The organism is Streptomyces plumbidurans (genome assembly GCF_019857225.1).
In the GTDB taxonomy this organism is placed as follows: Bacteria; Actinomycetota; Actinomycetes; order Streptomycetales; family Streptomycetaceae; genus Streptomyces; species Streptomyces plumbidurans.
In genome coordinates, this window is the sequence record NZ_JAFJSY010000016.1 from 178709 (window position 1) to 204374 (window position 25666).

Consider the following 25666-nt stretch of genomic DNA (forward strand, 5'->3'; position numbering starts at 1 on the left):
CCGCACCAAGCGCTCGAACCATTTTCCGGACGGTTCCGGGGAGCGGGGCAGCGGCTGCCGAAACAACCTCGAATTCCCGGAAACTTCCCGAACAAACAGCGGGAATTCAGTGCGTGAGGCGCATTTGCCGGGGCACTAGATGCGGCGGAGGTGGATCACACAATGTTGCCCTTGATTCTTGTTCTACTGCTTGCCCTGGTCCTTTTTGGTGCTGGTTTCGCACTCAAGGCACTGTGGTGGATTGCGGTCATCGTTCTGGTGGTGTGGCTGCTGGGATTCCTGGTCAGGCCCGCCGGGCACGGCGGCCGGAAGGGCCGTTGGTATCGCTGGTAGATGAGCCGATACCGACAGCGGTCGGTGAGCGGGTCCCGCGGGCGCAGAGCCCGCGGGACCCGCTCGTCCGTGTCCGGGCGGCGCGCATGACGGGATGCCCAGGCCTCGTTCGCCCGGCACCGCGCGACACTGGAGATCGACCCCCGCGCCGTGCGGCGACGCGACCGACCAAAAGGAAGGCTGCGCGTTGATGAGACTCATACGATCCGGCGGACCGGGTCTGCGACAGCAGCTGGGCGGAGGTCTTTTCGCCCGGGTCGCCGGCCCCGACGGCCCCCGCAACCGCGCCCGCATCCACGGCGCCACGGGCCCGCGCTGGTTCGGTCCTGAGCGCCCCATTCGCCGGGTGCACGGCGATGCCTCGATGTTCATCGGCGGACTGTCCGCCCTGCTGCTGCAGTCGCTCCACCCGCTGGCGATGGCGGCCGTGGCGGGCCACTCCGGGTATCGCGGGGATCCCTGGGGTCGGTTGCAGCGCACCAGCACCTTCCTGGCCACGACCACCTTCGGCACCGAGGCGCACGCGCAGCAGGCCTGTGAGCAGGTCCGGGCCGTGCACGAACGCATCCGCGGGGTCACCGTCGACGGCGACGCCTACCACGCCGCCGATCCCCATCTGCTCGCCTGGGTGCACGCCGCCGAGGTCGACAGCTTCCTGCGGGCGCATCAGCGCTACGGCACGAAACCCCTGTCGGAGGAGGGCTGCGACGACTACGTCGCGGACACCGCCCGCGTCGCCACCGAGCTCGGCGTGCTCGATCCGCCGCGCGACCGCGCGGAGCTGGCGCGGCTGCTCGCCGACTACCGCCCGGAACTGCGGGCCTCCGCGCAGGCGCGGGATGCCGCACGCTTTCTGCTCCTGAATCCGCCGGTACCTCTCGCGGCGCGGCTGCCCTACGCCGTCCTGGCCGCGAACGCCGTCTCCCTGCTGCCCTCCTGGGCCGCCCGGGAGCTGAATCTGCCCCGGCTGCCGATCGTCGACGAGTGGTGCGTACGGCCGCTGGGCGTGGCCGTCACCTCGGCGGTGCGCTGGGCGATGGCGCCTCTGCGTCCGGCGACGGTCTCGACCGGGGGCTGAATGCGCCGCCAGAACGGACGTGACGTGGCCGTGCACCCGGACCGGCCGGGCGAACCACTTTCCACCCCGGCACCCGCGCGTGCAGCCCGAACTCAGCCGCAGCCCACGCAGGCAGGCCGGACCCGTTCAGGCGCCCAACTCCCCCAGCGGCGGGTCGTCGTAGAGCGCGAGCCGGGCCGTGATGCGTTTGCCCACGGGCTCCCGGCGCGCCTCGAAGTCCCGCACCACCGCCATGACGATCTCCAGACCGTGCTGTCCGATCCGTCCGGCGTCGGCGGCGCGGGCCCAGGGAAGCGCCGGATCGGTGTCCCAGACCTCGATCTCCACGGTTGCGTCGTCGATGTGCAGATGCAGCAGTGCCGGTCCGGGCGCGTATTTCAGCGCGTTGGTGATCAGCTCGCTGACCACCAGCTGGGCCAGGTCCACGGCGCGGGCCGCCACCGGCAGCCCCCACTCGGCCCGGGCCCGCGTCAGGAACTTCACCGTCTCGTTGCGGGCGTCGGCGATACAGCCGCGCGCCCCGTCGAGGGCGATGGTCACATCCGCAGGTGCGGCATCCGGCATGTGGGAACACTCCTCGGGCGGCACAGGCTCCCTGCCGATCATCTGCAGTACCCCGTTCATGGGCGCGCGGCTACCCCGCAATATCCGTGCTACTCCTGGGACACAGGAAAATGTATGCGTCGTCACACGTCACATGCATCGCAGGAGGGGAAGCGGGCTCCTGGGCGACGGAGACGCACGGCGACGGAGACGTACGAGACGTACGCTGCGCCTCGCGGGGCCGGGGGCGCCGCGCTGCAACCAGGAAAACGGCCCCCTCCGTGTGACGCCTGACGTTTCAGTCGCCTGCAGAGGCACATATGAACAACACGAGGATGTGTGCGGCGGGAACGGGCGGCAGCCCCATCGGCAGGGAGGCGAGGGCATGACGGGGCGGAAGGACGGGCAGAGCACGCGGCAGCGGCCTGCGACGACGGCTTCCGGCGACCTCACGGGCGCCCTGGAGGCCATCAAAGCCGGTGCCTACGTCGTCGACGACGAAGGCTGCATCATCGCGGTCAACAGCAGCGCCGAGCAGCTCCTGGCCCGTCCCGCCGAGCAGCTCCTCGGCCAGGACGCACACGACCTGCTGCACCGCGGGCCGCACGGCCGGCCGCTGCCGAGGACGCAGTGCACCATGCGTCAGGCCTTCCACGCCGGGCGCACCGCACAGGCCGACGAGGCCTACTTCGCCCGCGCCGACGGTTCGCTGCTGCGCATCTCCTGGCTGCTCACCCCGTACGATTCCGGCGACGACAGCGGCACACTGGTCGTCTTCCACGCCGCCGAGCGCGCGCAGGTCACCGGCCCACAGCCGGAACCGGTGACCTCGACCCTCAACGAGCTCGACCGGCTGGCGCTGCTGGCCGAGACCACCACGCAGCTGACCTCCACCCTCGACGTCGACGAGGCACTGCACCGGCTGGTGGGCCTGCTGGTGCCCCGGCTGGCGGACTGGGTGGTGGTCGACCTGATCACCGATCTCGACGAGGTGTGGCGCGCCGTCGTGGTCCATGCCGAGGACGGTGTGCTGGTGCACCGCGACGATCTGCAGGGCCCCATGCCACCGGTCCCGCAGACCTCGCAGATGCCCCTGTCCAGGGCTCTGCGCGGAGTCTCGGCGACACTGACCGGACCGCAGACCTACGAGGGGGCGCCGGACTCCGGGATCGCCGTCGAGCAGCGCAATCTCTTCGACGTCACCAGGATGCACTCCGCCGCCATCGCGCCCATCCGCAGCACCCGTGAGGTGCTGGGCGCGCTGACCGCGGGCCGCTCCGAGAACCCGGTGGCCTTCCACCCCGCGGACCTGCCGCTGTTCGAGGACATCGCGCGCCGCGCCGGCCTCGCCCTGGACAACGCTCAGCTCTATCAGCGCCAGCGCAAGGTCGCCGAGACCATGCAGAACCATCTGCTGCCCCAGATGCCCGGCGTCCCGGGCCTGCAGATGACGGCCCGGTATCTGCCCGCGCCGCACGCCTCACAGGTCGGCGGCGACTGGTACGACGCCTTTCCGCTGTCCGACGGGTCGACGGCCCTGGCCATCGGGGACGTGGTCGGCCACGACCTGGAGGCCGCGGCGGGCATGGCGCAGGTGCGCAACATGCTGCGCGCCTACGCCTGGGCCCAGGAGGAGCCGACCGGCAGGATCGTGGAACGGCTCGATGAGGCCGTCCAGCACGTCACCGACGTCGACATGGCCACCATGATCTTCGCCCGGATCGAAGCGACGGGCGACGGCCACTGGCAACTGACCTGGACCAACGCGGGCCATCCCCCGCCGCTGCTGATCAGCCGTGACGGTGTGACGCGCTACCTCACCGACGGCCACGGCCTCCTGCTGGGCACCGGCGCCGGCCGGGAGCGCGGCGGCGCCACGGCCTCCCTCGCGCCCGGCTCCACCCTGGTGCTGTACACGGACGGTCTCATCGAGGACCCCGGCCTCACCCTCGACGTCGGCCTGGACCGGCTGCGCCGGCACGCCGCCGCCCTCGTCCACCGCCCCCTGACCGCCTTCACCGACCAGCTCCTCAACCGCGTCCGCCCCGCTCGCAACGACGACGACGTAGCGCTTCTCGCCCTGCGCACCCCCGTCCAGGGCCCGGAGTCCGGGGGCGCCGGGCGCAGGCGGTGAGCGACGCCGGGCGCTACTGTTCCCGGCGTGAGAGGCGAGGGCATATCCACGACGCGGCCGGACGGCCGGGTCGAGCGGGGCAACCGGACCCGGCAGCTGGTGCTGGGGCGCACCGTCGCGATCGCGTCGGTCGAGGGGCTCGAGGCGTTGTCCGTCGGCCGGCTGGCGACGGAGCTGGGGCTCAGCAAGAGCGGGGTGTTCGCGCTCTTCGGGTCCAAGGAGGAGCTGCAGCTCGCCACCGTGCGGGAGGCGGGACGCATCTTCGCCGAGCGGGTGATCCGGCCGGTGCAGGAGGAGCCCCCGGGCCTCCGGCGAGTACGGCGGCTGTGCGAGGAATGGCTCGAGTACTCGCGCGGCCGGGTCTTTCCGGGCGGCTGCTTCTTCTACGGGGTCCTCGCCGAGTTCGACGCCAGAACGGGGCCGGTGCACGACGTGGTCGTGGAGGCCCAGCGGAACTGGTCGGCCTACGTGGAGCGCACCGTCGCCGACGCCCGTGACGCGGGCGAGCTGCGCGCCGACGTCGACGTACCCCAACTCGCCTTCGAACTCGTCGCGTTGATGGAGACGGCCAACGGCATCGCCGTCCTGCACGACGAAGAGACCGCTTATCGCCGGGCTCGGACGGGGATCGCCGCACGACTGCGGGCCGCGACGGCCGAGGAAAACAACTAGCACGACCGTTCGTACAGTTCTACGCTCGGCCCATGACTGTCACTGGAGCGGACATCACTGGAGCGGACATCACTGGGGCGGACGTCGTCGAATGGGACCGGATCGCCGTGCGGGAGGCGGTTCGGTTGGTGGATCTGGCGGCGAGCGACGATTGGGAGCGGGACACCCCCTGTGCGGGGTGGACGTTGCGCCGGCTCGTGGCGCACATGGCGGCTCAGCACCACGGCTTCGCGGCCGCCGCGCGGGGTGCTGGGCAGGATGCCGCCCGCTGGCGCGAACCGGAGGACATGAGCGAGCCCGCGCGGGTGCATCGGTCGGCCGCGGCGGACGTGCTCGACGCCTTTGGTGAACCGGGCGCGGGCGAGCGGGAGTTCGCGCTTCCGGAGCTGGGCGGGAGCTTTCCGGGACGGACGGCGATCGGCTTCCATCTCGTCGACTACGTCGTGCACGCCTGGGACGTCGCCGCCACCCTCGGCGTAGCGGTGGAACTGCCGGACGACGTGCTCCGTGCCGCGCTCGCCGTCGCCCGGCGCGTCCCGACCGACCCGGCTCTCAGGGGCCCGGGATTCGCCTTCGCCCCCACGGTGGACGTGCCCGCGGGGGCCGGACCGCTGAACGAGACGCTGCGGCTGCTGGGGAGGGTGCCGGAGGACTGGGTGGCCCGGAACTGAAGCCCTCGGCCCGGTCCAACACCCGCCCCCTCCGCGGACGACGTGACAGCGGTCACGTGCCCAACTCACCGGCTAAGACAGGGCAGTTCAGCTGTTCAACGGATCAGCGGTTAGCCGTCAGGACCGGTGCCGGAGCCTCGGCGGACGGAGTGGGCCGGCGGCGCCCCGGGATGCCGAGCGCGGCGATCGCGCCCGCCAGGGAGAGGGCCGCGCTGACCGCAATGGCCGCGGTGAATCCGTCGGTGAAGGCGGCCGGTGCCGAGTAGCCGCCCGACTTGCTGAACACCAGGGCCAGTACGGCGACGCCGAACACACCGCCGAGTTGGCGACCGGTGTTGAACACGCCGGACGCCTTGCCGATCTGGTCGGGGGCGACGGCGTTGAGCACGGCGGTCTGCGTGGCGGGCATGGCCATGCTCACACCGGTACTGGCGACGAGCATGGGGCCGATCAGCTCCCAGTACGGCACGGAGGGGGTGGCGGTGAGCGCGAGCCACCCCATGCCGACCGCTTGCAGGGCCAGCCCGAGCGCCGCGAGCGGTCGGGCGCCGACGCGGTTCGTCAGCCGTCCCGCGACGGGCGCCACGATCGTCACCGACGCGGTCCAGGCCAGCAGATGCAGCCCCGACGCCAACGGCCGGTCGCCGCGCCCCGTCTGGAAGTACTGCGCGGCGAAGAACAGGGCGCCGTAGAGCGAGGCGTAGAGGAAGAGCCCGGCGGTGTTGCCCGCCGCGAAGCCGGGGAGCCGGAACAGGCCGAGCGGCATCATCGGCTGGTCGGCGACCCGCTGCCGGCCGATGAACGCGGCCGTGCAGGCCGCGCCCGCCACCAGGGTGCCGATCACCTCCGCGCTGCCCCAACCGGCGGCCTGTGAGCGGATCAGTCCCCACACCAGCCCGAGCGCGGCTCCCGTGACCAGCACCAGACCGGCCGCGTCCACCCGGCCCGCGGCGCCCCGGCTCTCCGGGACCCGGCGCAGTACCAGCGGGATGACTGTCAGGCCGATCGGCAGGTTGAGCCAGAAGATCCACTGCCAGGCGAGCCCCTGGGTCACGGCGCCGCCCACCACCGGACCCGCGACCACCGCGAGCCCGGTCAGCCCGGCGAACAGGCCGAGCGCGCGCGGTCGTTCGGGCGGCGGATAGGCCGCGCTGAGCAACGCCATCGCCAGTGGCATCACCAGAGCGGCACCGGCGCCCTGGGCGGCTCGTGCCGCGATCAGCCAGCCCACACCGGGGGCGAGCGCGCACGCCGCCGAGGCGGCGGTGAACAGCGTCAGCCCGGTCGTGAAGATGCGCCTGCGTCCGAACCGGTCGCCGAGCACGGCGCCGGTCATCAGGAGCACGGCGAAGGTCAGGCTGTAGGCGTTCACCGTCCATTCGAGCTGTTCGATCGACGTGTCGAGGTCGAGCCGGATGCGGCTCAGTGCCGTCGTCACGATCGTGGCGTCGAGCGCCACCATCACCGAGGCCGCGGAAGCGAGCCCCAGAACCCATTTTCTGTCCATGCCCGTACCGACCGGCGGCCTCTTTTCGATTGGCCGGGTCCGGCCCGACGAATTTCGCCGGCCCGGGGGGTCTGTACAAGAAAGGGAGGACAATAGCGTGACCGTGATCGAACAGCAGCATGACGAGTTCGTCCGCCTGACCGGGCCACTGAGGCGTGAACTGCTGACCCACTGCTACCGGATGCTGGGGTCGCTGCAGGACGCCGAGGACCTGGTGCAGGAGACATATCTACGGGCCTGGCGGTCCTACGGCGACTTCGAGGGCCGCGCCTCGCTGCGCACCTGGCTGTACCGGATCGCCACCAACGCCTGCCTCAACGCCCTGCGGCACGGCAGCCGCCGGGTGCTGCCCGCGGGGCTCGGCGCCCCCGCCACCGACCCGATCGCACTGGCGCAGCGGGAGCCGGAGGTGCCCTGGCTGGAGCCGATCCCCGACGAGCGCGCCGATCCCGCGGCCATCGTGGCCGGACGCGCAGGTCTGCGGCTGGCTCTCATCGCCGCGCTGCAGCATCTGCCGCCGCAGCAGCGGACGGTCCTGATCCTGCGTGACGTGCTGGCCTGGTCGGCGGAGGAGGCCGCCGACGTGCTCGGCGTCAGTCCGGCCGCGGTGCACAGCACACTGCAGCGCGCCCGGGCCAGGCTGGACCGGCTGGCCCCGGAGGCCGACGAGATCGCCGAGCCCACCGAACAGGAGCAGCGCGACCTGCTCGACCGCTACGCCGACGCCTTCGAACGGGCCGACGTTCCCGCGCTGACCCGGCTGCTGACCGAGGACGCGGTCTGGCAGATGCCGCCCACTCCGTCCTGGTTCGCCGGGCGCGACCATGTCGTCGGTCTGCTCACGGCCCGTCTGCCCCGCAAACGGATGACCCGGCTGGTCCCCCTGCGCGCCAACGGCCAGCCCGGCTTCGCGATGTATGCCGCGGGCGAGGCCTTCTCCGTCCAGGTCCTGACCCTTCGCGGTCCGGCGATCGCCGAGGTCACGGCCTTCCACGACGCCGATCTCGTACGACGTTTCGGGCTGCCGTCCCGTATCGACCACTGACCGCACCGGAAACCGGCGCGGCCCCGAGATCGTCGTCGCCCTCTTTGTGCCGCAGGACCCAGTCGTCGAGGTCCAGGGCCGCTTCCAGGGGGTGCCTGATCAGGTGGGAGCGCCACCAGGTGAGGTGGTCGGGGGCGGTCGTGGCGCCGGGGACGGTCGCGGGGTCGGTGACGCCCATGGCGCCGGGGCTCTCGGGCGAGTGCAGCGCCTGCCGGAAGCGGGTCTCGGCCTGGGCGAACCGCTTGCGTGCGGTGTGGGCCGAGGTGCCGGTCGCGGAGCCGACGGCGTCCCAGGTCGCGCCTCTGGTGCGTTCGAAGACGACGGCGGCGTCGAGCAACCGGCGGGCGGCCAGCAGGACTTGGGCCGCCCGGGCCAGCGCGGCACCCGGTGCGCCCGGCGTGCCCGGGGTGCCGTCGCGGCGCAGTTCCCGCTCGCCGATCGGCACGGCGGCGCGTGCCAGGTCGGACAGTTCGCAGGCCTCGTAGGCCATCGCCAGCCGCGCCCGCGCCGCGTCCGAGAACGGCGCCCCGGCGTCGATGTCACCCTCGCTCATGTCGTGACCACACCTTTGGACGTCAGCCGCGTACGAAATACAGGACGGTCATGGTCACGGCGGTGGTCAGGATGACGCTCCGCAGCAGCCAGGAGGGAATCCGGCGGGCGAAGTGGGCTCCGGCGGCACCGCCGGCCACCGCTCCGATCAGCAGGGCGGCGAGGAAGCGCCCGCTGCTCAGCGCGTCGGAGGCGACGACGAAGAGCGCGGTCGCACTGAGATACACGGCCGCGAGCTGGGTGATCCGCATCGGGTTGGCGGCGGCCGTGTCGAGTCCGAGGCCGATGCTCCACAGGGCCATCATCATGATGCCTACGGCCCCGCCGAAGTATCCGCCGTACAGGGCGAGGACCAGCTGACCGAGCAGAACGGCCGTGGCACTCATGCCGAGCGGGCGGCCCAGTGCGGTGCTCAGGGCGCGCGAGACACGGCGTCCGAATGCGAGGAGGACCGTCGCGAAGGCGAGCAGCCACGGCACCGCGGCCTCGAACGATGTCGCGGGCAGCACCAGCAGTGCGCCCGCGCCGATCGCTCCTCCGACCACGCTCACGGACGTCAACGCCCATGTGGGCGCCGGTCCTACGGGCCTGTGGTCGCGCCGGTACACCCAGGCACCGGCCACCGCTCCCGGGACGAGCGCGATGGTCGAGGACGCGTTCGCCGTCACCGGTGACAGACCGACGGAGACGAGCGCGGGCAGGGCCACGAAGGTGCCTCCCCCGCCCACGGCGTTGAGCGCACCGGCGACACAACCGGCCAGCAGCAGGAGCAGCAACGGCGACATCTGCCGAGCATCTCCCCGTGACAGGACCTCTCACAATGCGTTATCCGCGCATGCAGCCTAAGGCTGGGCCTTAGGCTGAGGAGGTGCGTTACGACCTGGACGATCTTCGGCTCTTCCTCGGCATCGTGGACGAGGGGTCGATCACCGGCGGCGCCCGCCGGATGCATCTGAGCCTGCCCTCGGCCAGCGCGAGAGTGCGCGCCCTGGAACATCACGCGGGAGTGGACCTGCTCGTCCGCGGCCGACGCGGGGTGCGGCCCACCCCGGCCGGGACGACGCTGGCCCGGCACGCGCGAGAGGTGCTCGCCCAGACCGCGCGGCTCGACAGCGCCGTGGCGAGCTACACCCGTTCCCCGGCCGCCCCGTTGATCCTGCTGGGCGGTGGCTCCGCGATGCACCGGCTGGTGCCGCGGGCACTGGTGTCGTTCCTGCGGGCGCACCCGGACGTGGATGTGGCGGTCTCCGAGAGCCGCACCCCGGACACCGTGCGCAGGCTCACCGACGGCGAGGCGGATCTGGGGGTGCTCGTCGGCGACGAGGCCCGTGACTGCGGCCTGCGGATGGAGTCCCTCGGCGACGACTCCCTGGTGGTGATCGGGCAGGCCGGCGGAATCCTCGCCGGGCGCACCGCGGTCACGTACAACGAGGCAGCGGAGCATCCGATGGTCGGGCTCGCCGCCGGTTCGTCGCTGCGCCGCTGGATCGAGACGCATGTGGGTCCGCGGGCTCCGGCCGTGCGCTATCGCACCACCGTCGCCGGGCTGAACCAGGTGGTCGCGCTCGCCGCCGCCGGTGTGGGGCTCGCCGTCGTGCCGCGCCGGACCATCGACCCCGAAGCAGCGCTCGACCTCTGCGAGTTGCAGGATCCGTGGGCCCACCGCGACCATCTGCTCGCCTGGGGCGTCAAGGACGACGCCCCCCGCGCAGCAGCCACCGGGGCCCTGGCCCGCCATCTGCGCGAGGCCGCCCTTTCCGAACCCTTGCGGCAAGAGCCCGATACGCTGACGCGCCGTTGACCGACGCGACGGCCCCGGAGCAAGGAGAGATGTGAGCAGGTGGTCGACCGCCCTGGACCAGTGCGGCATCAGCGATCCTGCCCTGCGCAGGGACTACGGCCTGCAGCGCGCGGCGGTCCGGCGGTTCGCAGCCGCCGAGCACCTCGCGGTCCGGCTGCTCCTCCCGCCGCGGCTGCACCCCTCCGTCGTCGCGGCCGTCGCCTTCATGCACGAGACCGACGAGCGCATCGACAGCGGGGAGACGAGCGCCCGGCAGGCGGCACTGCACTCCTGGGACGAGCAGGTCACAGCCGCGCTCAAGCAGCCAGGAAGCGCTGAGCAGCCCCTGTTGAGGGCCCTCGCGGACACCGCTCGCCGGCATCCCTTCATGGCGGCGCGTGTGCGGGACTTCCTCGACGGTGCGCCGACGGAGGTCGCCTGGTCCGGCTTCGACACCGAGGCCGAGTTCCAGGCGTACGTGGACAGTTACTGCTTGCCCGCCCTCATGCTCACGGCGTCGCTGCTCGAACTGGCGCCGTCCGCGGACGCGTTGACGTTCCGGGACGGCTGCAGGACCTTGATCGAGGCCATGCAGCGGATCGACTTCCTGGCGGACCTGTCCGAGGACGCCGCCGAGGGCCGAGTCGGTGTTCCGCGTGACGCGCTGGAACGGTTCGGTCTCGACATCGCGGACCTGGCGCGCGGCACAGGCGATCACCTGCCCGCCGTCGAGCGTCTGGTCGCCGACCAGGCACGCCTCGCCGGCACCGCGCTGGACTCCTGCCGCGACCTTCCGGACCTCGTCGAGCCGGAACAGCAGCCGTTCCTCGAAACGCTGATCGCGGTCCAGCGCCTGCGCCTGCGGGACGTGCAGCGCAAGGGCGCCGCGCTGCTGACACGCGGCGCGCGTCCGGACGTACTCGCGACCCTGCGCCTGCTGATGCACCAGCACCGCGCCGCTCGACGACGGCGGCGTCAGTCCTGATCGCAGCGTCATTCCGAATCGCAGCGTCAGTCCGGGTGAGGTCGGCGCGCGCTGGGGCCGGCCGACGGACAGGGCCTGGCCCGGGGCCGTAGGCCGCATCACCGTCATGCGCTGTGCCGGTGACCGGTGCAGGCACCGGTGGGCACCGGAGAGTGGGGCGTCGGGTCGGGCGCAGCCGCTCTTCCCCGCACGCGCTCGCCGACCGGTCGGCCGAGCAGGACTCCGGTCAGGACCAGGGCAAGTCCGCCCGCCTGTTGCAGAGTCAGGGCCTCACCGGCGACGACCGTGCCGAGCAGGACACCCGTGACGGGGTTGAGCAGCCCCACCAGCCCTACGGTCGCCGCAGGCAGTCGGCGCAGTCCGGCGAACCAGGCGGCGAAGGCGAGTGCCGTGGCGACCGTCGTGACGTAGCCGAAGGCGAGCGCGGCCGAGGCCTCGAGGGCGGGAGGCGCCCCTTCGACGACGACCGCCACCGGCAGCAGAAGCAGACCGCCCGCGACGAGCTGCCAGGACGTGGCGGCGAGAACGTCGACCTGGTGGCTCCAGCGCTTGGCGAGGATGTACCCCAGCGACGACAGGATCAGGGCCGAGACCGAGGCGAGCACGCCGAGCGCGTTCACCCGCGTCACACCGGTGAGCAGCATGAGACACACGCCCACGATCCCGGCGGCCGAGCCCGCGAGATGGCGTGGCGCCGGGCGCTCGGCCAGGAGCGGCCAGGCCGTCAGCATCATCACCAGCGGTGACGTCGCCATGATCGTCGAGGCGAGGCTCGTGGGCAGCAGCTGAGCGGCTACGTAGACGAGGAAGAAGAAGACGCCCGTGTTGAGCGTGCCGAGGACCAGCGACTTCCACCACCAGGAGCCGTGCGGGCGCTTACGGGCGACCGCCAGCAGCAGGGCGCCGGCGGGCAGCGCCCGGATCACCGCCCCGTACAGCGGATCTCCCTCGGGGAGAAATTCGTGGGTGACGTAGTACGTCGTGCCCCAGGCCACGGGAGCGATCGCCGTGACCGCCGTCCACCGCAAGGTAGCTTCCATGGAAGCTAATATACCTTCCTCGGAAGCTATAGTGAAGGCATGGCTGACGACCTCGACCATGTGGCCCGGATCCAGGCGGAGTGGGCACGCGAGCGCCCGGACCTCGATGTGCGCCCACAGGGGGTGATCGGCCGCCTCCATCGCCTCGGCGGACTGCTCACCGAGCAACTCTGCGTCGTCTACCGGCGGTTCGGCCTCAGCGAGGGTGAGTTCGACGTGCTGGCCACGCTACGGCGCAGCGGTGAACCGTTCGAGCGGGCGCCGAGCGAGCTGTCGCAGCACACCATGGTGACCACCGGCGCCATGACCAAGCGGATCGACCGGCTGGAGCGCGCGGGCCTGGTGAGCCGACGGCGCTCCGAGACCGACGGGCGGGGCCGTGTCGTCGCGCTGACCGATGCCGGACGGGACCTGATCGACGCGGCCTTCACCGAGCACATGCGCAACGAACGGCGCCTGCTGGACGCGCTGACGGCCGAGGAGGCGGCGCATCTGGAGGCCCTGCTCACGGCCTGGCTCGGCCGGGTGGAGCCGCCGCAGTAACGCCATCACGTCACCCCCACCGCGGCATGGGAGCATCCTGGTAGTCGTCCGAACGGCCGGGAGGTGACGGCATGCGCTGGTGGATTGCGGGTCTGACGGTTGCCGGACTGGTCGCGCTCGCGGCCTGCGGTGCGTCGTCAGGGGATGCGTCGAGTGCGGAGTCGTCGCCCACGCCGGTTCCGACATCGCCGTCGACGTCGCCATCGACAACGCCCTCGCCCTCCCCCACCTCCACGCCCTCGACACCGCCCCCGTCCGCGCCCGCCTCCTCGCCCTCCACGGCCACCGGCAACTGCGTCGCCGGACATGTGCAGGTGACCGTCTCCCCCGGCGACTCACCCGTGCGGCAGCTGTGTGTGCGGCCCGGGACGGTCGTGTCGCTGGTGCTCGAGCCGCGGGTCGACGACCGGCGTTGGACGGCCGTGCACAGTTCGGCGGCGGTGTTCGTGGTGGCCGACGGCTGGCGGGTGGACGTGCACGGCACCGCCCGTGCCACGCTGCGGTGCGCGGGCACCCGGGGCGGCAAGGCCAAGGTCACCGCGCTGGCGAAGGCGCCGGACGTGGCGGGTGCCGCGCGCGCCGTGTTCACGCTGGACATGAGCGTCGTGCCGTATCCGAAGGAGGGGTGACCCCTAAGACCGGGATCACCCCTCGTTCCTCAGTGGTGCGTCAGTGGCAGTCACGCACCCGGGTCGTGAGGATGCCCCGGCCGTGCGTGGCCGCGTACAGGGTGGCGCCGTCGGGGCTCAGCTTCAGCTGGAGCACGGCGACGGCCGGAAGGGAGCCGACGCGCTGCCACTTGGTGTGGCCCGGCGCGCGGTACACGACGCCGAGATCGGTGGCGACGGCGAGACCGCCGTCGGGCGTGACGACCGCGGAGTTGGTCGGCACGTCCGGGAGGTTGGCGGAGATGTCCTTCCAGGTGGTGCCGCCGTCGGTGGACTCGAAGACGTGGCCGAAGCCGGCGCCCGGGCCCTCGGTCCAGTGCCGGGAGAAGCCGTTGACCGCGAGGAAGACGTGGTCGGCGTTCTTGGGGTCGATGGCGAAGCCACTGAGGTAGCGGTTCGGCACGGTCCCGTCCACCGGCAGGCTGATGTCGTGCCAGCCGGTGCCGTCCGCGTTGCCGACGGAGATGCCGCGCGCGAAGCCCTGCTCGTTGCAGGGGCCGCACCAGGCCGCGTAGACCTTGCCGCCCGAGGCAGCTAAGGCGGTCGCGGTCCGGCCTTCACCGAGGTCGTACACGCTCTTCCACTCGCTGCCGCTGCGGATGGCGTAGCCGTGGGACTGCACCCACACATGACGGCCGCCCGCGACCCAGGCCGAGCTGTTCTTCAGGTCGGCCGCGAGCGGGGCGGTGAAGCGGGCCTCACCGGTGGCGCTGTCGGCCGGGGCGATGTCGTACGAGGTCGCCTTGCTCGGGTCGTCGACCCAACTGCCGTCGTTGACGGCGCAGTTCTGGGTCACCTGGATGGCGAGGTAGACGTACTCCTGGGCGATGTTGCAGCCGTTGGCCGGGTCGGTGAGGGTGTCGCCGCCGTCACCGCCGAAGTTGGAGCCCATCACCTTGTCGTTGCTGCGCAGGATCGACTGGCCGTTGTCCTGCAGGCCGCCGGTGACGGCAACGCCGTGGTGGCCGGGGTCCTTGCCGATGCCCACCGAGTAGTACTGCAGGGTGTCGATGGAGCCGTCGTTGAGCGACACCCAGTCGGTGGCGTGCCCGGCGGAGTCCTCGGAGCCGTTGACCGGGCGCCGGTATGCGCCGCCGTCGTCGCCGACGTAGACGACGCTCTTGCCGTGGTAGCGGCCGATGGCCACGCCGTGCTGGTCGGCGTGCGTGGTCTGGCTGCAGTCGCCGGTCTGCTTGCCCGGGTCGATGCTCCAGCAGGGGAACGGGAAGTTCCAGTACGGGCCCACGGCCGACCAGTCGGCACCGCCGTCCTTGGACTCGAAGACCTCCTCCAGGCCCGCGTACACATGCTGGGGGTCGGCGGGGTCGACGGTCAGGAACTGGTTGTACCAGGCCTGTACGCCGGGCATGTAGCCCGCGTCCGTCAGCGCGGAGCCGTCAGCGGCCAGCTGCTTGTAGTCGGCGACCTTCGTCCAGGGCCCGAACGGCGAAGCGGCGCTGTAGATGCCCTCCAGATTGCTGTCCGGGTTGGTCGCCAGCTGCTCGGGCGACTGGTCGATGGCGTAGTAGCGCGAACCGTCGGCGGAGTGGGCGAAGGTGACCGTGCCGACGTTGTCCGGGTCGGTCGGCATGTCGCCGAAGCCGCTGGTGATCCGCGTCCAGCTGCCGCCGGATCTGGTGTAGAAGCCGTTGTAGTCGTCGCCGCTGCGCCAGCCGACCGCGAGGATGACCTTGGACGGGTCCTTGGGGTCGATGGCGATGTCGTTGGTGATGTTCTTGTACGCGGCGTCGTCGTCGTGCGCCTTCGAACCGCCCGGCAGATATTCGGGGTTGGGCGCGAACTCGAGCTTCCAGGCACCGCGCAGGCTCTTGGTGGAGTGGCTCCACACGCCTTCGCTGGTGGCCGCCCACACCTTGCCGCCGCCGAACCGCAGTTGGCGGACGGTCGTGCTCTCCAGCTGGTCGCCGCCGACCCGGTTGCGTGCGGAGAAGGTGCCGCGGTGGGGGTCGGACAGCACGTACACACCGCTGCCGAGATAGGCGTCGGCGTTGGTGTTGGCCTCGCCGGTGCCCAGCCAGAGGCGTCCGCCGCCGTCCAGGGCGAGCGCGCCGGTGGACTGCGTGGAGAGCCGGTCGCTGATGGGCTGCCAGTGGCCGCCGCCGGTTCTCGACCGCCACACTCCCCCGCCGGCGCTGCCCGCGTAGACGTAGCCGTGGTCGTCCGCGGCCATCGCCGCCATGCGGCCGGTGACGAGGCCGGAGCCGCCGCTGGAGTTGGAGTCGATGTCGCGGTAGCGCGGGTCGTCGGAGTCGTAGGGCAGATGGGTGATGTCGCGCCAACTGCCGCCGGTGCGGGGCAGCTTGCTCAGGCTCTCGAAGGCGGCGCCGTAGGCGCCCGGAGCGACGATGCCCGGAGCGGTGCGGGCCTCGGCGTACTGGTCCGCGCCCTCGGCTATCTCGTCGGCCTCGCCGCCGTCGTCACCGTCGTCCGCCTTCAGCTTGGGCGTGGCCGCGTCGGCCGACTGCTGGCGTTCGTCGGCGAGTTGAGCGAGCGTGCGGGCCCCGAAGGGGTCGGTGTGGCGGCCGGGCGCCGCGCTCGCGGGTATGGCGAGGAGCCCGGCGGTGGCGGTGATGGCACAGATCGTGAGCCATCGTCTTCTGCGGGTTCGTGCTGGCATCAAATCCTCCCGAGCGGGTGTGGATACTGCCGTCGCAGGAGACCCGATCACCGCACGGACCGGAGTGTCTGACTTTTGGCCAATTTTTTGTCCGGAACCTGTCACCGCGACGGCCGAGGGGGAGACCGGCCGTTGGTCTCCCCCTCTCCGTCAGGCGACTTCGATGCTGTCGAGTTCCGCGTACAGCTCGCCCTTGCCGAGACGGATCGTGTTCCAGCCCTCGTGCAGGTCGACGGAGACCGCCGTGTAATGCCAGTTGTCCCAGCCGGTGTACGGGTAGCGGACCTCGCCCGCGGCGGTGCCGTTCACGGTGAGACGGTGCGAGGAAGCCGCGGGTGAACCGGCGGCGTCCAGCGAGCCGTTGCCGTAGCGGACCGTGAGGGTGTGCGATCCGGTGGCGGGGGTGAAGACCGAGAACTCCACATAGCTGTCGTCGTTGTCGATGTGCCCGACGGCCCGGCCGTCCAGCGCGCCCGTGGCGTCCCGTACGGCGGCGTCGTGCACCGCCGCGTTCTCCGCCTGGTAGATCACCTTGCTGCCGTCGACGACCGGATAGCCGTTCGCCCAGCCGAGGTCCGCGACATACAGGGAGCGGTGGGTGCGGTCGGCGTTCCAGCCGTGGAAGACGATCCGGTCGCGGCCGTCGGGTCCGGTCACCACGTCCTGCCCACCGGGTCCGTGGACGGTCCCGGAGAAGGAGTCGGTGGTCATCAGCGGGGCGGCGGCCTTGGTGTAGGGGCCGGTGAGGCTGTCGGCCACCGCGTAGGACGTCTTGTAGCGGTCGTCGCCGTAGAAGTCCGCCGAGTAGAACAGCACATAGTGGCCCGCTCGGTTCACCAGGGTCGGCGCCTCGACGAGGCCGCCCTCCCAGGAGCGGTCGGCGTGGACGAGCGGGACGGGACTGCCGGTGGTGCGGGTGCCGTCCCAGGCGACCTCCTGCAGATACAGCCAGGTGTCCAGGCCGCAGCAGTTGCCGTCGTTCTTCCACAGCAGATAGCGGTGGCCGTTCTCGGTGTACGTCGACGGGTCGATCGCGCCGCCCTGTGCGGCCGGGCACACCAGCGGAGCGTCACCGACCGGGGTGAACTGGCCGTCCGGGGACGCCGATCGGGCCACCCCGATGCACTGCCGGTCGCTCGCCCGGTCCCGGGCGACGTAGTACATGGTGAAGCCGGCTCCGTTGTCGAAGACGTCGGGCGCCCACACCAGGGAGCGGTCCGACTTGGCCCAACTGCCCACGCCGGCAAGGGCGTCGGCGGAGGCCATCGTCCAGTTCACCAGGTCGGTGGAGGTGGCGTGCTGGATGTACTTGCCGTCGGCGTTGGTGGAGTAGGCGTGATACGTGGTGCCCACCTGCACCACGTCGGGGTCGGCGAAGTCCCGGTCCATGACGAGGCGGGCCCCGTCCGAGGCGGCCGCGGGTGTAGCGGACAGGCCGAGCGTCGCGGCGACCAGGACCGTCACGGTCGCGGCGAGGCGTCTGAAGTGCCTTATGCATGCGCTCACTTGGTGTACACCTCCGCTCTGTCGATGCTGATGAACGCTGCCTGTGACGAGGCACTGTGCTCGCCGGTCACCCGTACCCGCAGGGTGTGCCGGCCGGACGGGAGTCTGGGGCTGAGGTACTGCAGGGTCTCTCCGGTGCGGATCGCGCCGTAGAAGTCGACGCGTTGCTCGGCGCCGCCGTCGACGCTGATCGCGGCGATGCCGTTGCCGGTGTCGCGGACGGAGAGCAGGGCGATGCGGGTGCCGGTGAAGGTGAACGTCGCGGTGTCGCCCGCCTGGTCGATCCAGTGGTCGTCGCCCCAGAAGCACTGGGTGGCGCAGCCGGTGCCGGAGTTCCAGGTGCCGGTGTAGCCCAGGGTGCCGTCCCCGCTGGAGCGGCCGTCGTCGTTGATCCAGTACGTGCCCGAGCCGGGGTCGCCCGAGGGCAGGTCCTGGGTCGCTCCCATGGCGAGCGGCCGGCCGAGGTTCGGGCTGCCGTCCGCGTTCCAAATGATCTTCTGGGCGCGGGTGGTGCGGTCGGTGTAGGTGTACGCCGAGGTCGACTTGGCGTGGTACACGATCCAGTCCTCCGTGCCGTCCGGCGAGCGGAAGAAGGCGTGGTGGCCGGGGCCGTAGACACCGTGGTCGTCGGCGCGGGAGAAGACCGGCCCCGAGTGCTGCTGCCAGTTGGCGGGCACGAGCGGATCGGCGCCGTCGGCCAGCGACATCATCCAGACCTGGTAGTCCGGCTTGCCGGTGTCGCAGGTCGAATACGTCATCCACGTACGGCCGTTGCGATTGAGGAACTCCGGTCCCTCGCGGACCTCGGGGCAGCCGCCCGCGGCGTCGATCGCGACCGCGTCGCCCGAGACCGTGTAGGGGTTGGACATCGGGGCGATGTTGATGCCGTTGTGCTGGTACTGGTTGATGCCCGCGTAGGCGAGGTAGAGGCGGCCGTCGTGCTGCAGGATGCCGGGGTCGATGGCGAAGTCGGAGGCGTGGTTGGGCGGGGCCAGCTTCGCCTTGAAGTGGTAGGAGCCTGCCGGGTCGTCGCCGTCGGACTCCAGTACGTAGACGCGGTGGTGGTCGTCGGTGCCGTCGTCGGCCGTGTAGTAGAGGTACCAGCGGTTGCCGAAGTGGTAGAACTCCGGTGCCCAGATGTGCTGGTTGCGCGAGGGGTCGGTGTCCGTCCACACGGTGACGGGGTCGGCGGTCAGCAGCGTGCCGAGGGAGGGCGAACGCCACATGCGGATGCTGTCACCCTGGGTGGTGGTCAGGTAGTAGTTCCCGTTCCAGTACGTCATGAACGGGTCCGGACCGGTGTTGAGCGGGTTGCGGAAGGTGCCTGCCGCGGCCTGGGCCTTCGCCGGCCCGACCGCGGTGGCGGCGGGCCGGGCGGCGGCCGGTGTGACGGCGACGAGTCCGAGCAGCACGGCCAGGAGCGAGAGGACGGCCGTGAGGGGGGTGATGCGCGGTCTGACGCGCATGGACGGCTCCTTTACATCGATGTAGGCGAGTGCACGGTTCGACAGTGTCCCAGCGACCTCACTGACCGCCCAGACCCGTGGTGGCCACGGATTTGACGATGTGTCGCTGGAAGAACACGAAGACCACGACCAGCGGCAGGGCCGCGAGAACGGCGGAGGCCATGGTCTGGGCGTACTGGATGCCGTAGGCGTCCTTCACCGAGGTGATGCCGACCGGCAGGGTCATCAGCGCGGGGTCGGACGTCGACACGAACGGCCACAGGAAGTTGTTCCACGCCCCGATGAACACGAAGATCCCGACGGCCGCCAGCATCGGCCGGGACAGCGGCAGCAGCACCGACCAGAAGATCCGCCAGTGACCGGCGCCGTCGATGCGGGCCGCCTCCTCCAGCTCGCCCGGCAGCGAGTCGAAGTGCTTCTTCAGGATGAACACCATCACGGGCGCCACGGTCTGCGGCAGGATCACCGCGGCGTAGGTGTCGAGCAGATGCAGGGTGAGCATCTGCTGGAACCACGGCACGATCAGGATCTGCGGCGGCACCAGCACGGCGGCCACCGTGAGCACGAACAGCGGGCGGCGGCCGGGGAATCGGGTGCGGGAGAAGGCGTATCCGGCCATCGCCGAGACCAGCACGGTGATCACCGTGACGGCGGCCGAGATGAGCAGGCTGTTGAGCATCCACAGCGGCAGGTCGCCGCGCTCCCACACGGTGCTGAAGCCGTGCAGGGTGAAGCCGTGCCGGGGCCAGAACCAGTGCGCGGGATCGCTGGCGTCGGCCTCGGACTTGAACGCGGTCAGCAGCGCCCAGGACGCCGGCAGCACCCACACCAGCGCCAGGACGGCGAGGGCGCCGAGGGCGAGCACGCGGCTGACGCGGTTCTCGCCGAGGGTCAGGTTGGTGCGGCCGCCGCGGGCGCGCCGGGTGATGTTCAACTCCCGTATGGGGCCCGCCGCTTGTGCTGCCGGGGCGGTATTGACGTGCAGCTCGGTGGAGGTCATGTCACTTCTCCCGGCGGCGGAGGGCGGCGTACTGGGCGGCGGAGGCGATCAGGACCAGGGCGAAGAAGACATAGCTGATCGCCGAGGCGTATCCGAGCCGGTAGCCGGTGAAGCCGACGTCGTAGACGTACTCGACGACCGGGCGGGTGGAGCCGTTCGGGCCGCCCTTGGTGAGCAGATAGATCTGGTCGAAGACCTTCAGGGAGGCCAGGATCTGCAGGACGGTGATCACCATGGTGATACGGGACAGCTGAGGCAGCGTGATCGACCAGAGGCGTCGCCAGGCCCCGGCGCCGTCGAGGGCGGCGGCTTCGTAGAGATGGTCAGGGACGGCCTGCAACGCGGCCAGGTAGAGCAGGAAGTTGAAGCCGACCGTCCACCACAGCGTGGTCAGGGCCATGGCCCACATGGCGACCGACTCGTCGCTGAGCCAGGCCACTTGACCGAGGCCCACCACGTCCAGGAGATGGTTGTAGAGGCCGAGGTCGGGCTGGTACAGCCACATCCACAGCAGGCTGACGACGCCGACGGGCAGCAGGTAGGGGGCGAAGAAGGCCAGTCGCCACACCCATTGGCCGGGCAGGCCGGTGTGCACGAGCAGCGCCATCACGAGCGCGACCAGGACCAGGGGCACGGTCGAGATGAGGGTGAAGAGGACGGTGTGGCCGAGCGCCCGCCACATCTCGGCGTCCTGGAACGCCTCGGTGAAGTTGTCGAAACCGACGAAGCTCGGGTCGTGGGCCGACAGGGAGGCGTCGGTCAGGCTCATCCACAGGCCCTGGACCAGCGGCCAGACCATGAAGACGGCGAACAGCACGAGGAAGGGCAGCGCGAACAGCAGGCCGGGCGGGACCGCTCGGCGCACGGGCGTGGCCCCGGGGCGGGGCGCGGCATGCGGAGAGGACATCGTTGTGCTCCTGGGCGAAGGGGTGCGCGATCGGGTCAGGCCGGGCTGGGCTTGGACAGGAAGGTGTTGAGGCGACGCACCATCGCGCGTGCCGCACGGTCCGGAGCGAGGCCGTCGAGCAGGGCCTGCTGCAGGACCTGGGACATGGCGTTCTGGAAGTCGGAGCCGGCGCCCGCGAACCAGGCCGTGGGGTCGAGTACGACGTGGTTCTGCGCCTGCGCGTAGTGGGACTGGGGCTCGAGGCGGTGGTAGGCGGCGGTGCGGGTGACGGGGCCGTAGGCGGGGATGTGGCCCGCCGTGGCCCAGATCTGGCCGGCCTTGAGCAGGGCCGCGACGGCACGGTGGGTGCGGCGGCGCCGCTCGGGGTCGGGGTCGGGATGGTGGGGCAGCACGAAGGAGTGCGAGTCCGCATAGATGGCGGGGGTGCCGAAGACGGTGGGGAACGGTGCGGCGCTCACCTTCGGATCCGCGGCGCGGTACGTGCCGAGCTCCCATTCGCCGGACAGGATCATCGCGGTCTGCCGGTTGGCGAAGGCGGCGATGGCCGCGGCGTAGTCGAGCCGTCCCGGGTTGACCTTGCCGTCGACGAGCTTGGCCATGAAGGCGATGACCTCGGTCATGCGGTCGACGTCGACCTTCGCGGGGCCGCCCTCGGGCAGTTCGAAGGCGCCGCCGGTCTGCTTGTAGAGGCCGTAGAACAGGCGCCAGCCCTGGGCGGTGTCGGTGACATAGCCGAAGGCGATGCCCTGCTTGCCGGAGGCCCTGGCGAGTTCCTTGCCGGCGGCGAGGAAGCGGTCGGGCGAGGAGAACGCCTCCGCGTCCAGCGTCCCGTCCTTGGTGAGCAGGCCCGCCTTGGCGGCCGGTCCGGGGTGGAAGAAGACGATGAACGGGTGGGTGTCCAGCGGGACGGCGTAGGTGTGTCCGCGGTACTGGGTGCGGGCCCACACGGCGTCGGTGAAGTCCTCGCGCCTGATGCCGTATTCGGCCAGCAGGTCCAGGTCCCACGGGTCGAGCAGCCCGGTGGGCGCGTAGCCGGCCAGCCGGGACATGTGCGACACGGCGACGTCCGGGCCGCGCCCGCCGACGGAGGCCATGGCGAGCTTGGTGTAGTAGGGCGTCCCCCACTCCAGGACGGTGCGCTCGATGTGCGTGCCCGGCATGTCGGGGGCCGCGGCGCGCACCATGTCGTTGAGCAGACCGCCGTCGGCCCCGCTGAACAGGTCCCACAGGCGGACGGTCGAGGCGTCGGCGGCCTGCGCGGAACCGCAGCCGCTGAGCGTTCCGGCGCCCAGGACGGCCGCCCCCGAGGCGAGCGCGGCGGTGAGCGCGCGGCGCCGGGTCAGGCCGGGGGGACCGACGGGTGCGGGTGTGCCGGTCATGGTGCTCCCTCTTTACATCGATGTAAGTTCTGGGCAGGGGTGTGTGCTCCGCGTGAGCGGGTTCTACGGTGTGCTCTCGTACGCCGCCGGACGCGTCTGGGCCCGGTGCAGCCGAGCGGTGTCGAGCTTCTCGGAGCGGTCGAAGCGGTAGACGCCGTTGCGCTCCTGGAAGACGTCGGTGAGCTGGGTGTAGCAGTAGCCGAACATGTCCGCGTCGTCGAGCAGCACCGCGGTCAGCCCGGCGAAGCGCTCGATGAACTCTTCCTCCGCGTACGGCCGTTCGCCGTACCCCCAGGAGGCGTCGCGCTGGTCGCCGGCCGCGGCCGCCGCCTCGGGGTCCCACCAGATGCCGCCGAACTCGCTGCAGAAGTACGGCTGTCCGCGGTACGGCACCGACCAGGGCCGCCCGTCGGGTGCGGCGTTGACGTACGGCCGGTTCTCGGCGAGCCCGGACATCGCCTTGGCGAAGGCGGCCGGGTCCTGCTCGTAGCAGTGCGAGTCGTAGACGTCGGTCTCGGCGACCCGGTGGGCGTAGCCGGAGGCGTCGATGACCGGGCGGGTGGCGTCGGCCTGCTTGGTGGCCAGGAACATGGCGCGGGTGACGTCGTCGAGCTGGGTGATGCGGTCGTGCAGCGGCTGGTAGGTCTCGTTGAGCGGGCACCAGCCGACGATCGAGGGGTGCGAGTAGTCGCGTTCGACCGCCTCCAGCCACTGGGTGACGTACGAGGCGTCGGGGCGCTGGTTGTCGTCGCGGACGCCGGTCTCGCAGCCCCAGTCGCCGAACTCGCCCCAGACCAGGTAGCCGAGCCGGTCGGCGTGGTGCAGATAGCGCTCCTCGAAGACCTTCTGGTGCAGCCGGGCGCCGTTGAATCCGGCGCGCAGGCCCAGTTCGATGTCGCGGACCAGGTCGGCGTCGGTGGGTGCTGTCATCAGGCCGTCGGGGTAGTAGCCCTGGTCGAGGACGAGGCGCTGGAAGACCGGCTCGCCGTTGAGCAGCAGCCGCTTGCCCCGCACGGAGACCGAGCGCAGACCGGCGTAGGAGGTGGCCGCGTCCACGATCCGCCCGCCGGCGTCGAGGAGTTGGAGGCTGAGGTCGTACAGGTGCGGGTCGGCCGGTGACCACGGGCGCAGCCGGTCGCCGGGCACGGCGAGCACCAGCCGGGGTGCGAGGTCGAGGTCCGCGCGGGTCTCGGCGGTGAGGATCTCACCCCGCTCATCGGCGAGGGTGGCGCGCACCCGGTGGCCGGGGAGGTTCGCCGTCAGCGGCAGTTCCAGGTGGAAGGAGCCGGAGGCCAGGTCGGGGGTGACGCGCGGGCGCGCGAGGGCTGCGGTCCGCGGGACGGGCTCCAGCCACACGGTCTGCCAGATGCCGGTCGTACGGGTGTAGTGGCAGTGGGAGTTGGCGTACCAGGTGGCCTGCTTGCCTCGGGCCTGGACGCCGTGGCGGCTGTCACGGGCCCGTACGACGATCGTCAACTCCCGCCCGGCGATGGCCACTTCGCCGAGGTCGGCGGTGAACGGGGTGAAGCCGCCCCGGTGCCGGGCCACCTCGACGCCGTCGGCCCACACGGTGGTGTCGTGGTCCACGGCGCCGAAGTGCAGCAGGACCCGGGAGTCCGCCCAGTCCTCGGGGACGGTGACGGTGCGCCGGTACCACACGGCTTCGAGGAAGTCGGTCTCGCCGATCCCGGACAGCGTCGACTCCGGGCAGAACGGGACCACGATGCGGTCACCGAGTTCACGCTCGCGCAGTCCGCGTTCGAGCCCGGTGTCGGACCGGTCGATCTCGAACTGCCACTCGCCGTTGAGGTTCAGCCAGGCCTCGCGCACGAACTGCGGCCTGGGGTACTCCGGGCGGGGCGGATCCGAGGGACGAGGGGTGGGCATGAATCTCCTTGCGCCTTGAGGTGGTGCCGGGCTTGCGCCGTGGGGCGGTGCCGGGACTGTGCGGCGCTATGTCACCATGGCGATTACATCGTTGTAAATGGGTCGGCGGAAACCGGTCCGGACCGCAAGCGATTTCTGGTGGTCGGTACGATCACGGGCAGGCGGAAGGAAGAACAGCGTGGCGGCCAGACCCAGGATCAAGGACGTGGCGGAGTACGCGGGCGTCTCGCCCAAGACCGTCTCCAACGTGATCAACAACTTCGAGCACGTCTCGGAGCGCACCCGCGCCGCCGTCCAGGAGGCCATCGACGCCCTCGGCTACCGCGTCAACATCGCGGGACGGCAGCTGCGTCAGGGCCGTACCGGCATGATCACCCTTGCCGTGCCCGAGCTCGACGTGGCGTACTTCGCCGAGCTGGCCAAGCATGTGATGGCCGAGGCCGACGCCCGCGGGCGCACCGTCCTCATCCACCAGACCGGCGCCGTGCGCGAGCGCGAACTGGCCGCACTGCACGGCTTCGACGCCCAGTTCTCCGACGGGCTCATCCTCAGCCCGCTCGCCCTGCGCCCGCGTGACCTCGCCACCCGGGACCGGCGCCTGCCGGTGGTGCTGCTCGGCGAGCGCCCGGCCGAGGGCGGCACCGACCACGTCGGCATCGACAACGTCGCGGCGGCCCGCGAGGCGACCGAGCATCTGCTGTCCCGGGGCCGCCGCCGTATCGCCGTGATCGGCGGCGCCGTCCGCGGCCGCCAGGGCACCGACCGGCTGCGCACCGACGGGTACCGCGAGGCCATGGAGACGGCCGGTCTGCCCTTCGAGCCGGACCTCGTGGTCCCCGTGGACGCCTACCACTGGCGGGACGGTGCCCGCGCCGCGGCCGCCCTCATGGAGCGCGACCCCCGCCCCGACGCCCTGCTGTGCCTCAACGACCACCTGGCCCTGGGCGCACTGCGCGCACTCCACGACCTGGGCCGCTCCGTGCCGGGCGACCTCGACGTGATCGGCTTCGACGACATCGAGGCCTCCCGCTTCAGCGTGCCCAGCCTCACCACGGTCGCCCCGGACAAACAACAGATCGCCCGGGCCGCGGTGGATCTGCTTCTGGAACGTATCGAGGCACCGGACGCGGTGGAGCTGAGGGATCAGGTGGTGGGGCATCGGGTGATCGTGCGGGAGAGTACGGGGGGTTGAGGCACGGGTTGGCCTGGGGGCCCTGGGATTGACGCGGGCGCGCTTGCACCGGCACGGGCGCTCTTGCACCGGCGCGGGGGTGCGGGCGAGCGGCGCGGGGCGCGGGCATGGGGCGCGGGCGAGCAGCGCAGGGCCCGGGC

At 71.3% G+C, this 25666-nt stretch carries 23 protein-coding genes; 11 read left to right on the forward strand and 12 right to left on the reverse strand.

Annotated elements, in window-relative coordinates:
- Window positions 1-162 precede the first annotated feature (162 nt).
- Entirely contained in the window at window positions 163-333 is a 171-nt protein-coding gene (locus JYK17_RS40505) for a hydrophobic protein (RefSeq protein ID WP_108014308.1), read from the forward strand.
- 190 nt (window positions 334-523) lie between these two features.
- Window positions 524-1411, forward strand: a complete 888-nt coding sequence (locus tag JYK17_RS13775; protein ID WP_108014309.1) for an oxygenase MpaB family protein — start codon at window positions 524-526, stop codon at window positions 1409-1411.
- A gap of 126 nt (window positions 1412-1537) precedes the next feature.
- On the opposite strand, the gene JYK17_RS13780 is transcribed toward JYK17_RS13775, so the two are convergent.
- Window positions 1538-1975: an ATP-binding protein gene (locus JYK17_RS13780; protein ID WP_108014390.1), complete on the reverse strand. Its 438-nt coding sequence runs from the start codon at window positions 1973-1975 to the stop codon at window positions 1538-1540.
- A 364-nt stretch (window positions 1976-2339) separates the two neighbouring features.
- Here JYK17_RS13780 and JYK17_RS13785 point away from each other — a divergent pair, with 364 nt between their 5' ends.
- From JYK17_RS13785 to JYK17_RS13795, 3 genes are read left to right on the forward strand one after another with little or no spacing between them, the layout of a single operon-like run.
- Complete coding sequence (locus JYK17_RS13785; protein WP_108014310.1) at window positions 2340-4088, forward strand: SpoIIE family protein phosphatase; 1749 nt, start codon at window positions 2340-2342, stop codon at window positions 4086-4088.
- 42 nt (window positions 4089-4130) lie between these two features.
- The gene (locus JYK17_RS13790) at window positions 4131-4760 is read left to right on the forward strand and encodes a TetR/AcrR family transcriptional regulator (RefSeq protein WP_108014391.1); all 630 of its coding nucleotides are present in this window, start codon (window positions 4131-4133) and stop codon (window positions 4758-4760) included.
- Between the two features lie 32 nt (window positions 4761-4792).
- Complete coding sequence (locus JYK17_RS13795) at window positions 4793-5431, forward strand: TIGR03086 family metal-binding protein (RefSeq protein ID WP_108014311.1); 639 nt, start codon at window positions 4793-4795, stop codon at window positions 5429-5431.
- Window positions 5432-5534: 103 nt separating this feature from the next.
- Here the strand turns inward: JYK17_RS13795 and JYK17_RS13800 are convergent, their stop codons facing one another.
- Window positions 5535-6938 (reverse strand): DHA2 family efflux MFS transporter permease subunit, encoded by a 1404-nt coding sequence (locus tag JYK17_RS13800; protein WP_108014312.1) that lies wholly within the window; start codon window positions 6936-6938, stop codon window positions 5535-5537.
- A 97-nt stretch (window positions 6939-7035) separates the two neighbouring features.
- On the opposite strand from JYK17_RS13800, the gene JYK17_RS13805 reads away from it, so the two are divergent.
- Window positions 7036-7983: a sigma-70 family RNA polymerase sigma factor gene (locus tag JYK17_RS13805; RefSeq protein WP_108014313.1), complete on the forward strand. Its 948-nt coding sequence runs from the start codon at window positions 7036-7038 to the stop codon at window positions 7981-7983.
- Here the strand turns inward: JYK17_RS13805 and JYK17_RS13810 are convergent.
- Window positions 7919-8536, reverse strand: coding sequence for a hypothetical protein (locus JYK17_RS13810; RefSeq protein WP_108014314.1), 618 nt, complete (start codon window positions 8534-8536; stop codon window positions 7919-7921). The two genes, JYK17_RS13805 and JYK17_RS13810, sit on opposite strands and share 65 nt — an antisense overlap.
- A 22-nt stretch (window positions 8537-8558) precedes the next feature.
- Window positions 8559-9320, reverse strand: a complete 762-nt coding sequence (locus JYK17_RS13815; protein ID WP_108014315.1) for a sulfite exporter TauE/SafE family protein — start codon at window positions 9318-9320, stop codon at window positions 8559-8561.
- An 83-nt stretch (window positions 9321-9403) separates the two neighbouring features.
- On the opposite strand from JYK17_RS13815, the gene JYK17_RS13820 reads away from it, so the two are divergent.
- Together JYK17_RS13820 and JYK17_RS13825 are read left to right on the forward strand one after the other, a co-directional pair.
- Window positions 9404-10336 carry a LysR family transcriptional regulator gene (locus tag JYK17_RS13820; protein ID WP_108014316.1) on the forward strand — a complete coding sequence of 311 codons (933 nt, stop codon included), beginning with the start codon at window positions 9404-9406 and terminating at the stop codon, window positions 10334-10336.
- A gap of 31 nt (window positions 10337-10367) precedes the next feature.
- Window positions 10368-11300, forward strand: a complete 933-nt coding sequence (locus JYK17_RS13825) for a squalene/phytoene synthase family protein (RefSeq protein WP_108014317.1) — start codon at window positions 10368-10370, stop codon at window positions 11298-11300.
- Window positions 11301-11404: 104 nt separating this feature from the next.
- Here JYK17_RS13825 and JYK17_RS13830 read toward each other — a convergent pair whose 3' ends face one another.
- Window positions 11405-12340, reverse strand: coding sequence for a DMT family transporter (locus JYK17_RS13830; RefSeq protein WP_108014318.1), 936 nt, complete (start codon window positions 12338-12340; stop codon window positions 11405-11407).
- Window positions 12341-12379: 39 nt separating this feature from the next.
- Between JYK17_RS13830 and JYK17_RS13835 the strand changes: the two genes are divergently transcribed.
- Together JYK17_RS13835 and JYK17_RS40510 are read left to right on the forward strand one after the other, a co-directional pair.
- Window positions 12380-12883: a MarR family winged helix-turn-helix transcriptional regulator gene (locus tag JYK17_RS13835; RefSeq protein ID WP_108014319.1), complete on the forward strand. Its 504-nt coding sequence runs from the start codon at window positions 12380-12382 to the stop codon at window positions 12881-12883.
- Window positions 12884-12954: 71 nt separating this feature from the next.
- The gene (locus tag JYK17_RS40510; RefSeq protein ID WP_234548335.1) at window positions 12955-13512 is read left to right on the forward strand and encodes a hypothetical protein; all 558 of its coding nucleotides are present in this window, start codon (window positions 12955-12957) and stop codon (window positions 13510-13512) included.
- Window positions 13513-13552: 40 nt separating this feature from the next.
- On the opposite strand, the gene JYK17_RS13845 is transcribed toward JYK17_RS40510, so the two are convergent.
- The 7 genes from JYK17_RS13845 to JYK17_RS13875 form a co-directional block, all read right to left on the reverse strand.
- The gene (locus JYK17_RS13845) at window positions 13553-16189 is read right to left on the reverse strand and encodes a WD40/YVTN/BNR-like repeat-containing protein (RefSeq protein WP_108014321.1); all 2637 of its coding nucleotides are present in this window, start codon (window positions 16187-16189) and stop codon (window positions 13553-13555) included.
- A gap of 150 nt (window positions 16190-16339) precedes the next feature.
- Window positions 16340-17695 (reverse strand): family 43 glycosylhydrolase, encoded by a 1356-nt coding sequence (locus JYK17_RS13850; RefSeq protein ID WP_108014322.1) that lies wholly within the window; start codon window positions 17693-17695, stop codon window positions 16340-16342.
- Window positions 17692-19161: a family 43 glycosylhydrolase gene (locus JYK17_RS13855; protein ID WP_108014323.1), complete on the reverse strand. Its 1470-nt coding sequence runs from the start codon at window positions 19159-19161 to the stop codon at window positions 17692-17694. Before JYK17_RS13855 ends, JYK17_RS13850 begins: the two co-directional genes overlap by 4 nt.
- 58 nt (window positions 19162-19219) lie before the next feature.
- Window positions 19220-20161, reverse strand: a complete 942-nt coding sequence (locus tag JYK17_RS13860; protein ID WP_108014324.1) for a carbohydrate ABC transporter permease — start codon at window positions 20159-20161, stop codon at window positions 19220-19222.
- 1 nt (window position 20162) lies between these two features.
- Window positions 20163-21068: a carbohydrate ABC transporter permease gene (locus tag JYK17_RS13865; protein ID WP_108014325.1), complete on the reverse strand. Its 906-nt coding sequence runs from the start codon at window positions 21066-21068 to the stop codon at window positions 20163-20165.
- 35 nt (window positions 21069-21103) lie between these two features.
- Complete coding sequence (locus tag JYK17_RS13870) at window positions 21104-22447, reverse strand: ABC transporter substrate-binding protein (RefSeq protein ID WP_108014326.1); 1344 nt, start codon at window positions 22445-22447, stop codon at window positions 21104-21106.
- A gap of 63 nt (window positions 22448-22510) precedes the next feature.
- Window positions 22511-24334 (reverse strand): glycoside hydrolase family 2 protein, encoded by a 1824-nt coding sequence (locus tag JYK17_RS13875; protein WP_222810465.1) that lies wholly within the window; start codon window positions 24332-24334, stop codon window positions 22511-22513.
- 178 nt (window positions 24335-24512) lie between these two features.
- On the opposite strand from JYK17_RS13875, the gene JYK17_RS13880 reads away from it, so the two are divergent.
- Window positions 24513-25526: a LacI family DNA-binding transcriptional regulator gene (locus JYK17_RS13880; protein ID WP_222810466.1), complete on the forward strand. Its 1014-nt coding sequence runs from the start codon at window positions 24513-24515 to the stop codon at window positions 25524-25526.
- Window positions 25527-25666 lie beyond the last annotated feature (140 nt).

Excerpts from the sequence above, each read along its gene's own strand:
- JYK17_RS40505 (WP_108014308.1), top strand. The coding sequence starts at position 163 with ATGTTGCCCTTGATTCTTGTTCTACTGCTTGCCCTGGTCCTTTTTGGT.
- JYK17_RS13775 (WP_108014309.1), top strand. The coding sequence starts at position 524 with ATGAGACTCATACGATCCGGCGGACCGGGTCTGCGACAGCAGCTGGGC.
- JYK17_RS13780 (WP_108014390.1), bottom strand. The coding sequence starts at position 1,975 with ATGCCGGATGCCGCACCTGCGGATGTGACCATCGCCCTCGACGGGGCG.
- JYK17_RS13785 (WP_108014310.1), top strand. The coding sequence starts at position 2,340 with ATGACGGGGCGGAAGGACGGGCAGAGCACGCGGCAGCGGCCTGCGACG.
- JYK17_RS13795 (WP_108014311.1), top strand. The coding sequence starts at position 4,793 with ATGACTGTCACTGGAGCGGACATCACTGGAGCGGACATCACTGGGGCG.
- JYK17_RS13800 (WP_108014312.1), bottom strand. The coding sequence starts at position 6,938 with ATGGACAGAAAATGGGTTCTGGGGCTCGCTTCCGCGGCCTCGGTGATG.
- JYK17_RS13810 (WP_108014314.1), bottom strand. The coding sequence starts at position 8,536 with ATGAGCGAGGGTGACATCGACGCCGGGGCGCCGTTCTCGGACGCGGCG.
- JYK17_RS13815 (WP_108014315.1), bottom strand. The coding sequence starts at position 9,320 with ATGTCGCCGTTGCTGCTCCTGCTGCTGGCCGGTTGTGTCGCCGGTGCG.
- JYK17_RS13830 (WP_108014318.1), bottom strand. The coding sequence starts at position 12,340 with ATGGAAGCTACCTTGCGGTGGACGGCGGTCACGGCGATCGCTCCCGTG.
- JYK17_RS13835 (WP_108014319.1), top strand. The coding sequence starts at position 12,380 with ATGGCTGACGACCTCGACCATGTGGCCCGGATCCAGGCGGAGTGGGCA.
- JYK17_RS40510 (WP_234548335.1), top strand. The coding sequence starts at position 12,955 with ATGCGCTGGTGGATTGCGGGTCTGACGGTTGCCGGACTGGTCGCGCTC.
- JYK17_RS13845 (WP_108014321.1), bottom strand. The coding sequence starts at position 16,189 with ATGCCAGCACGAACCCGCAGAAGACGATGGCTCACGATCTGTGCCATC.
- JYK17_RS13855 (WP_108014323.1), bottom strand. The coding sequence starts at position 19,161 with ATGCGCGTCAGACCGCGCATCACCCCCCTCACGGCCGTCCTCTCGCTC.
- JYK17_RS13860 (WP_108014324.1), bottom strand. The coding sequence starts at position 20,161 with ATGACCTCCACCGAGCTGCACGTCAATACCGCCCCGGCAGCACAAGCG.
- JYK17_RS13865 (WP_108014325.1), bottom strand. The coding sequence starts at position 21,068 with ATGTCCTCTCCGCATGCCGCGCCCCGCCCCGGGGCCACGCCCGTGCGC.
- JYK17_RS13870 (WP_108014326.1), bottom strand. The coding sequence starts at position 22,447 with ATGACCGGCACACCCGCACCCGTCGGTCCCCCCGGCCTGACCCGGCGC.
- JYK17_RS13875 (WP_222810465.1), bottom strand. The coding sequence starts at position 24,334 with ATGCCCACCCCTCGTCCCTCGGATCCGCCCCGCCCGGAGTACCCCAGG.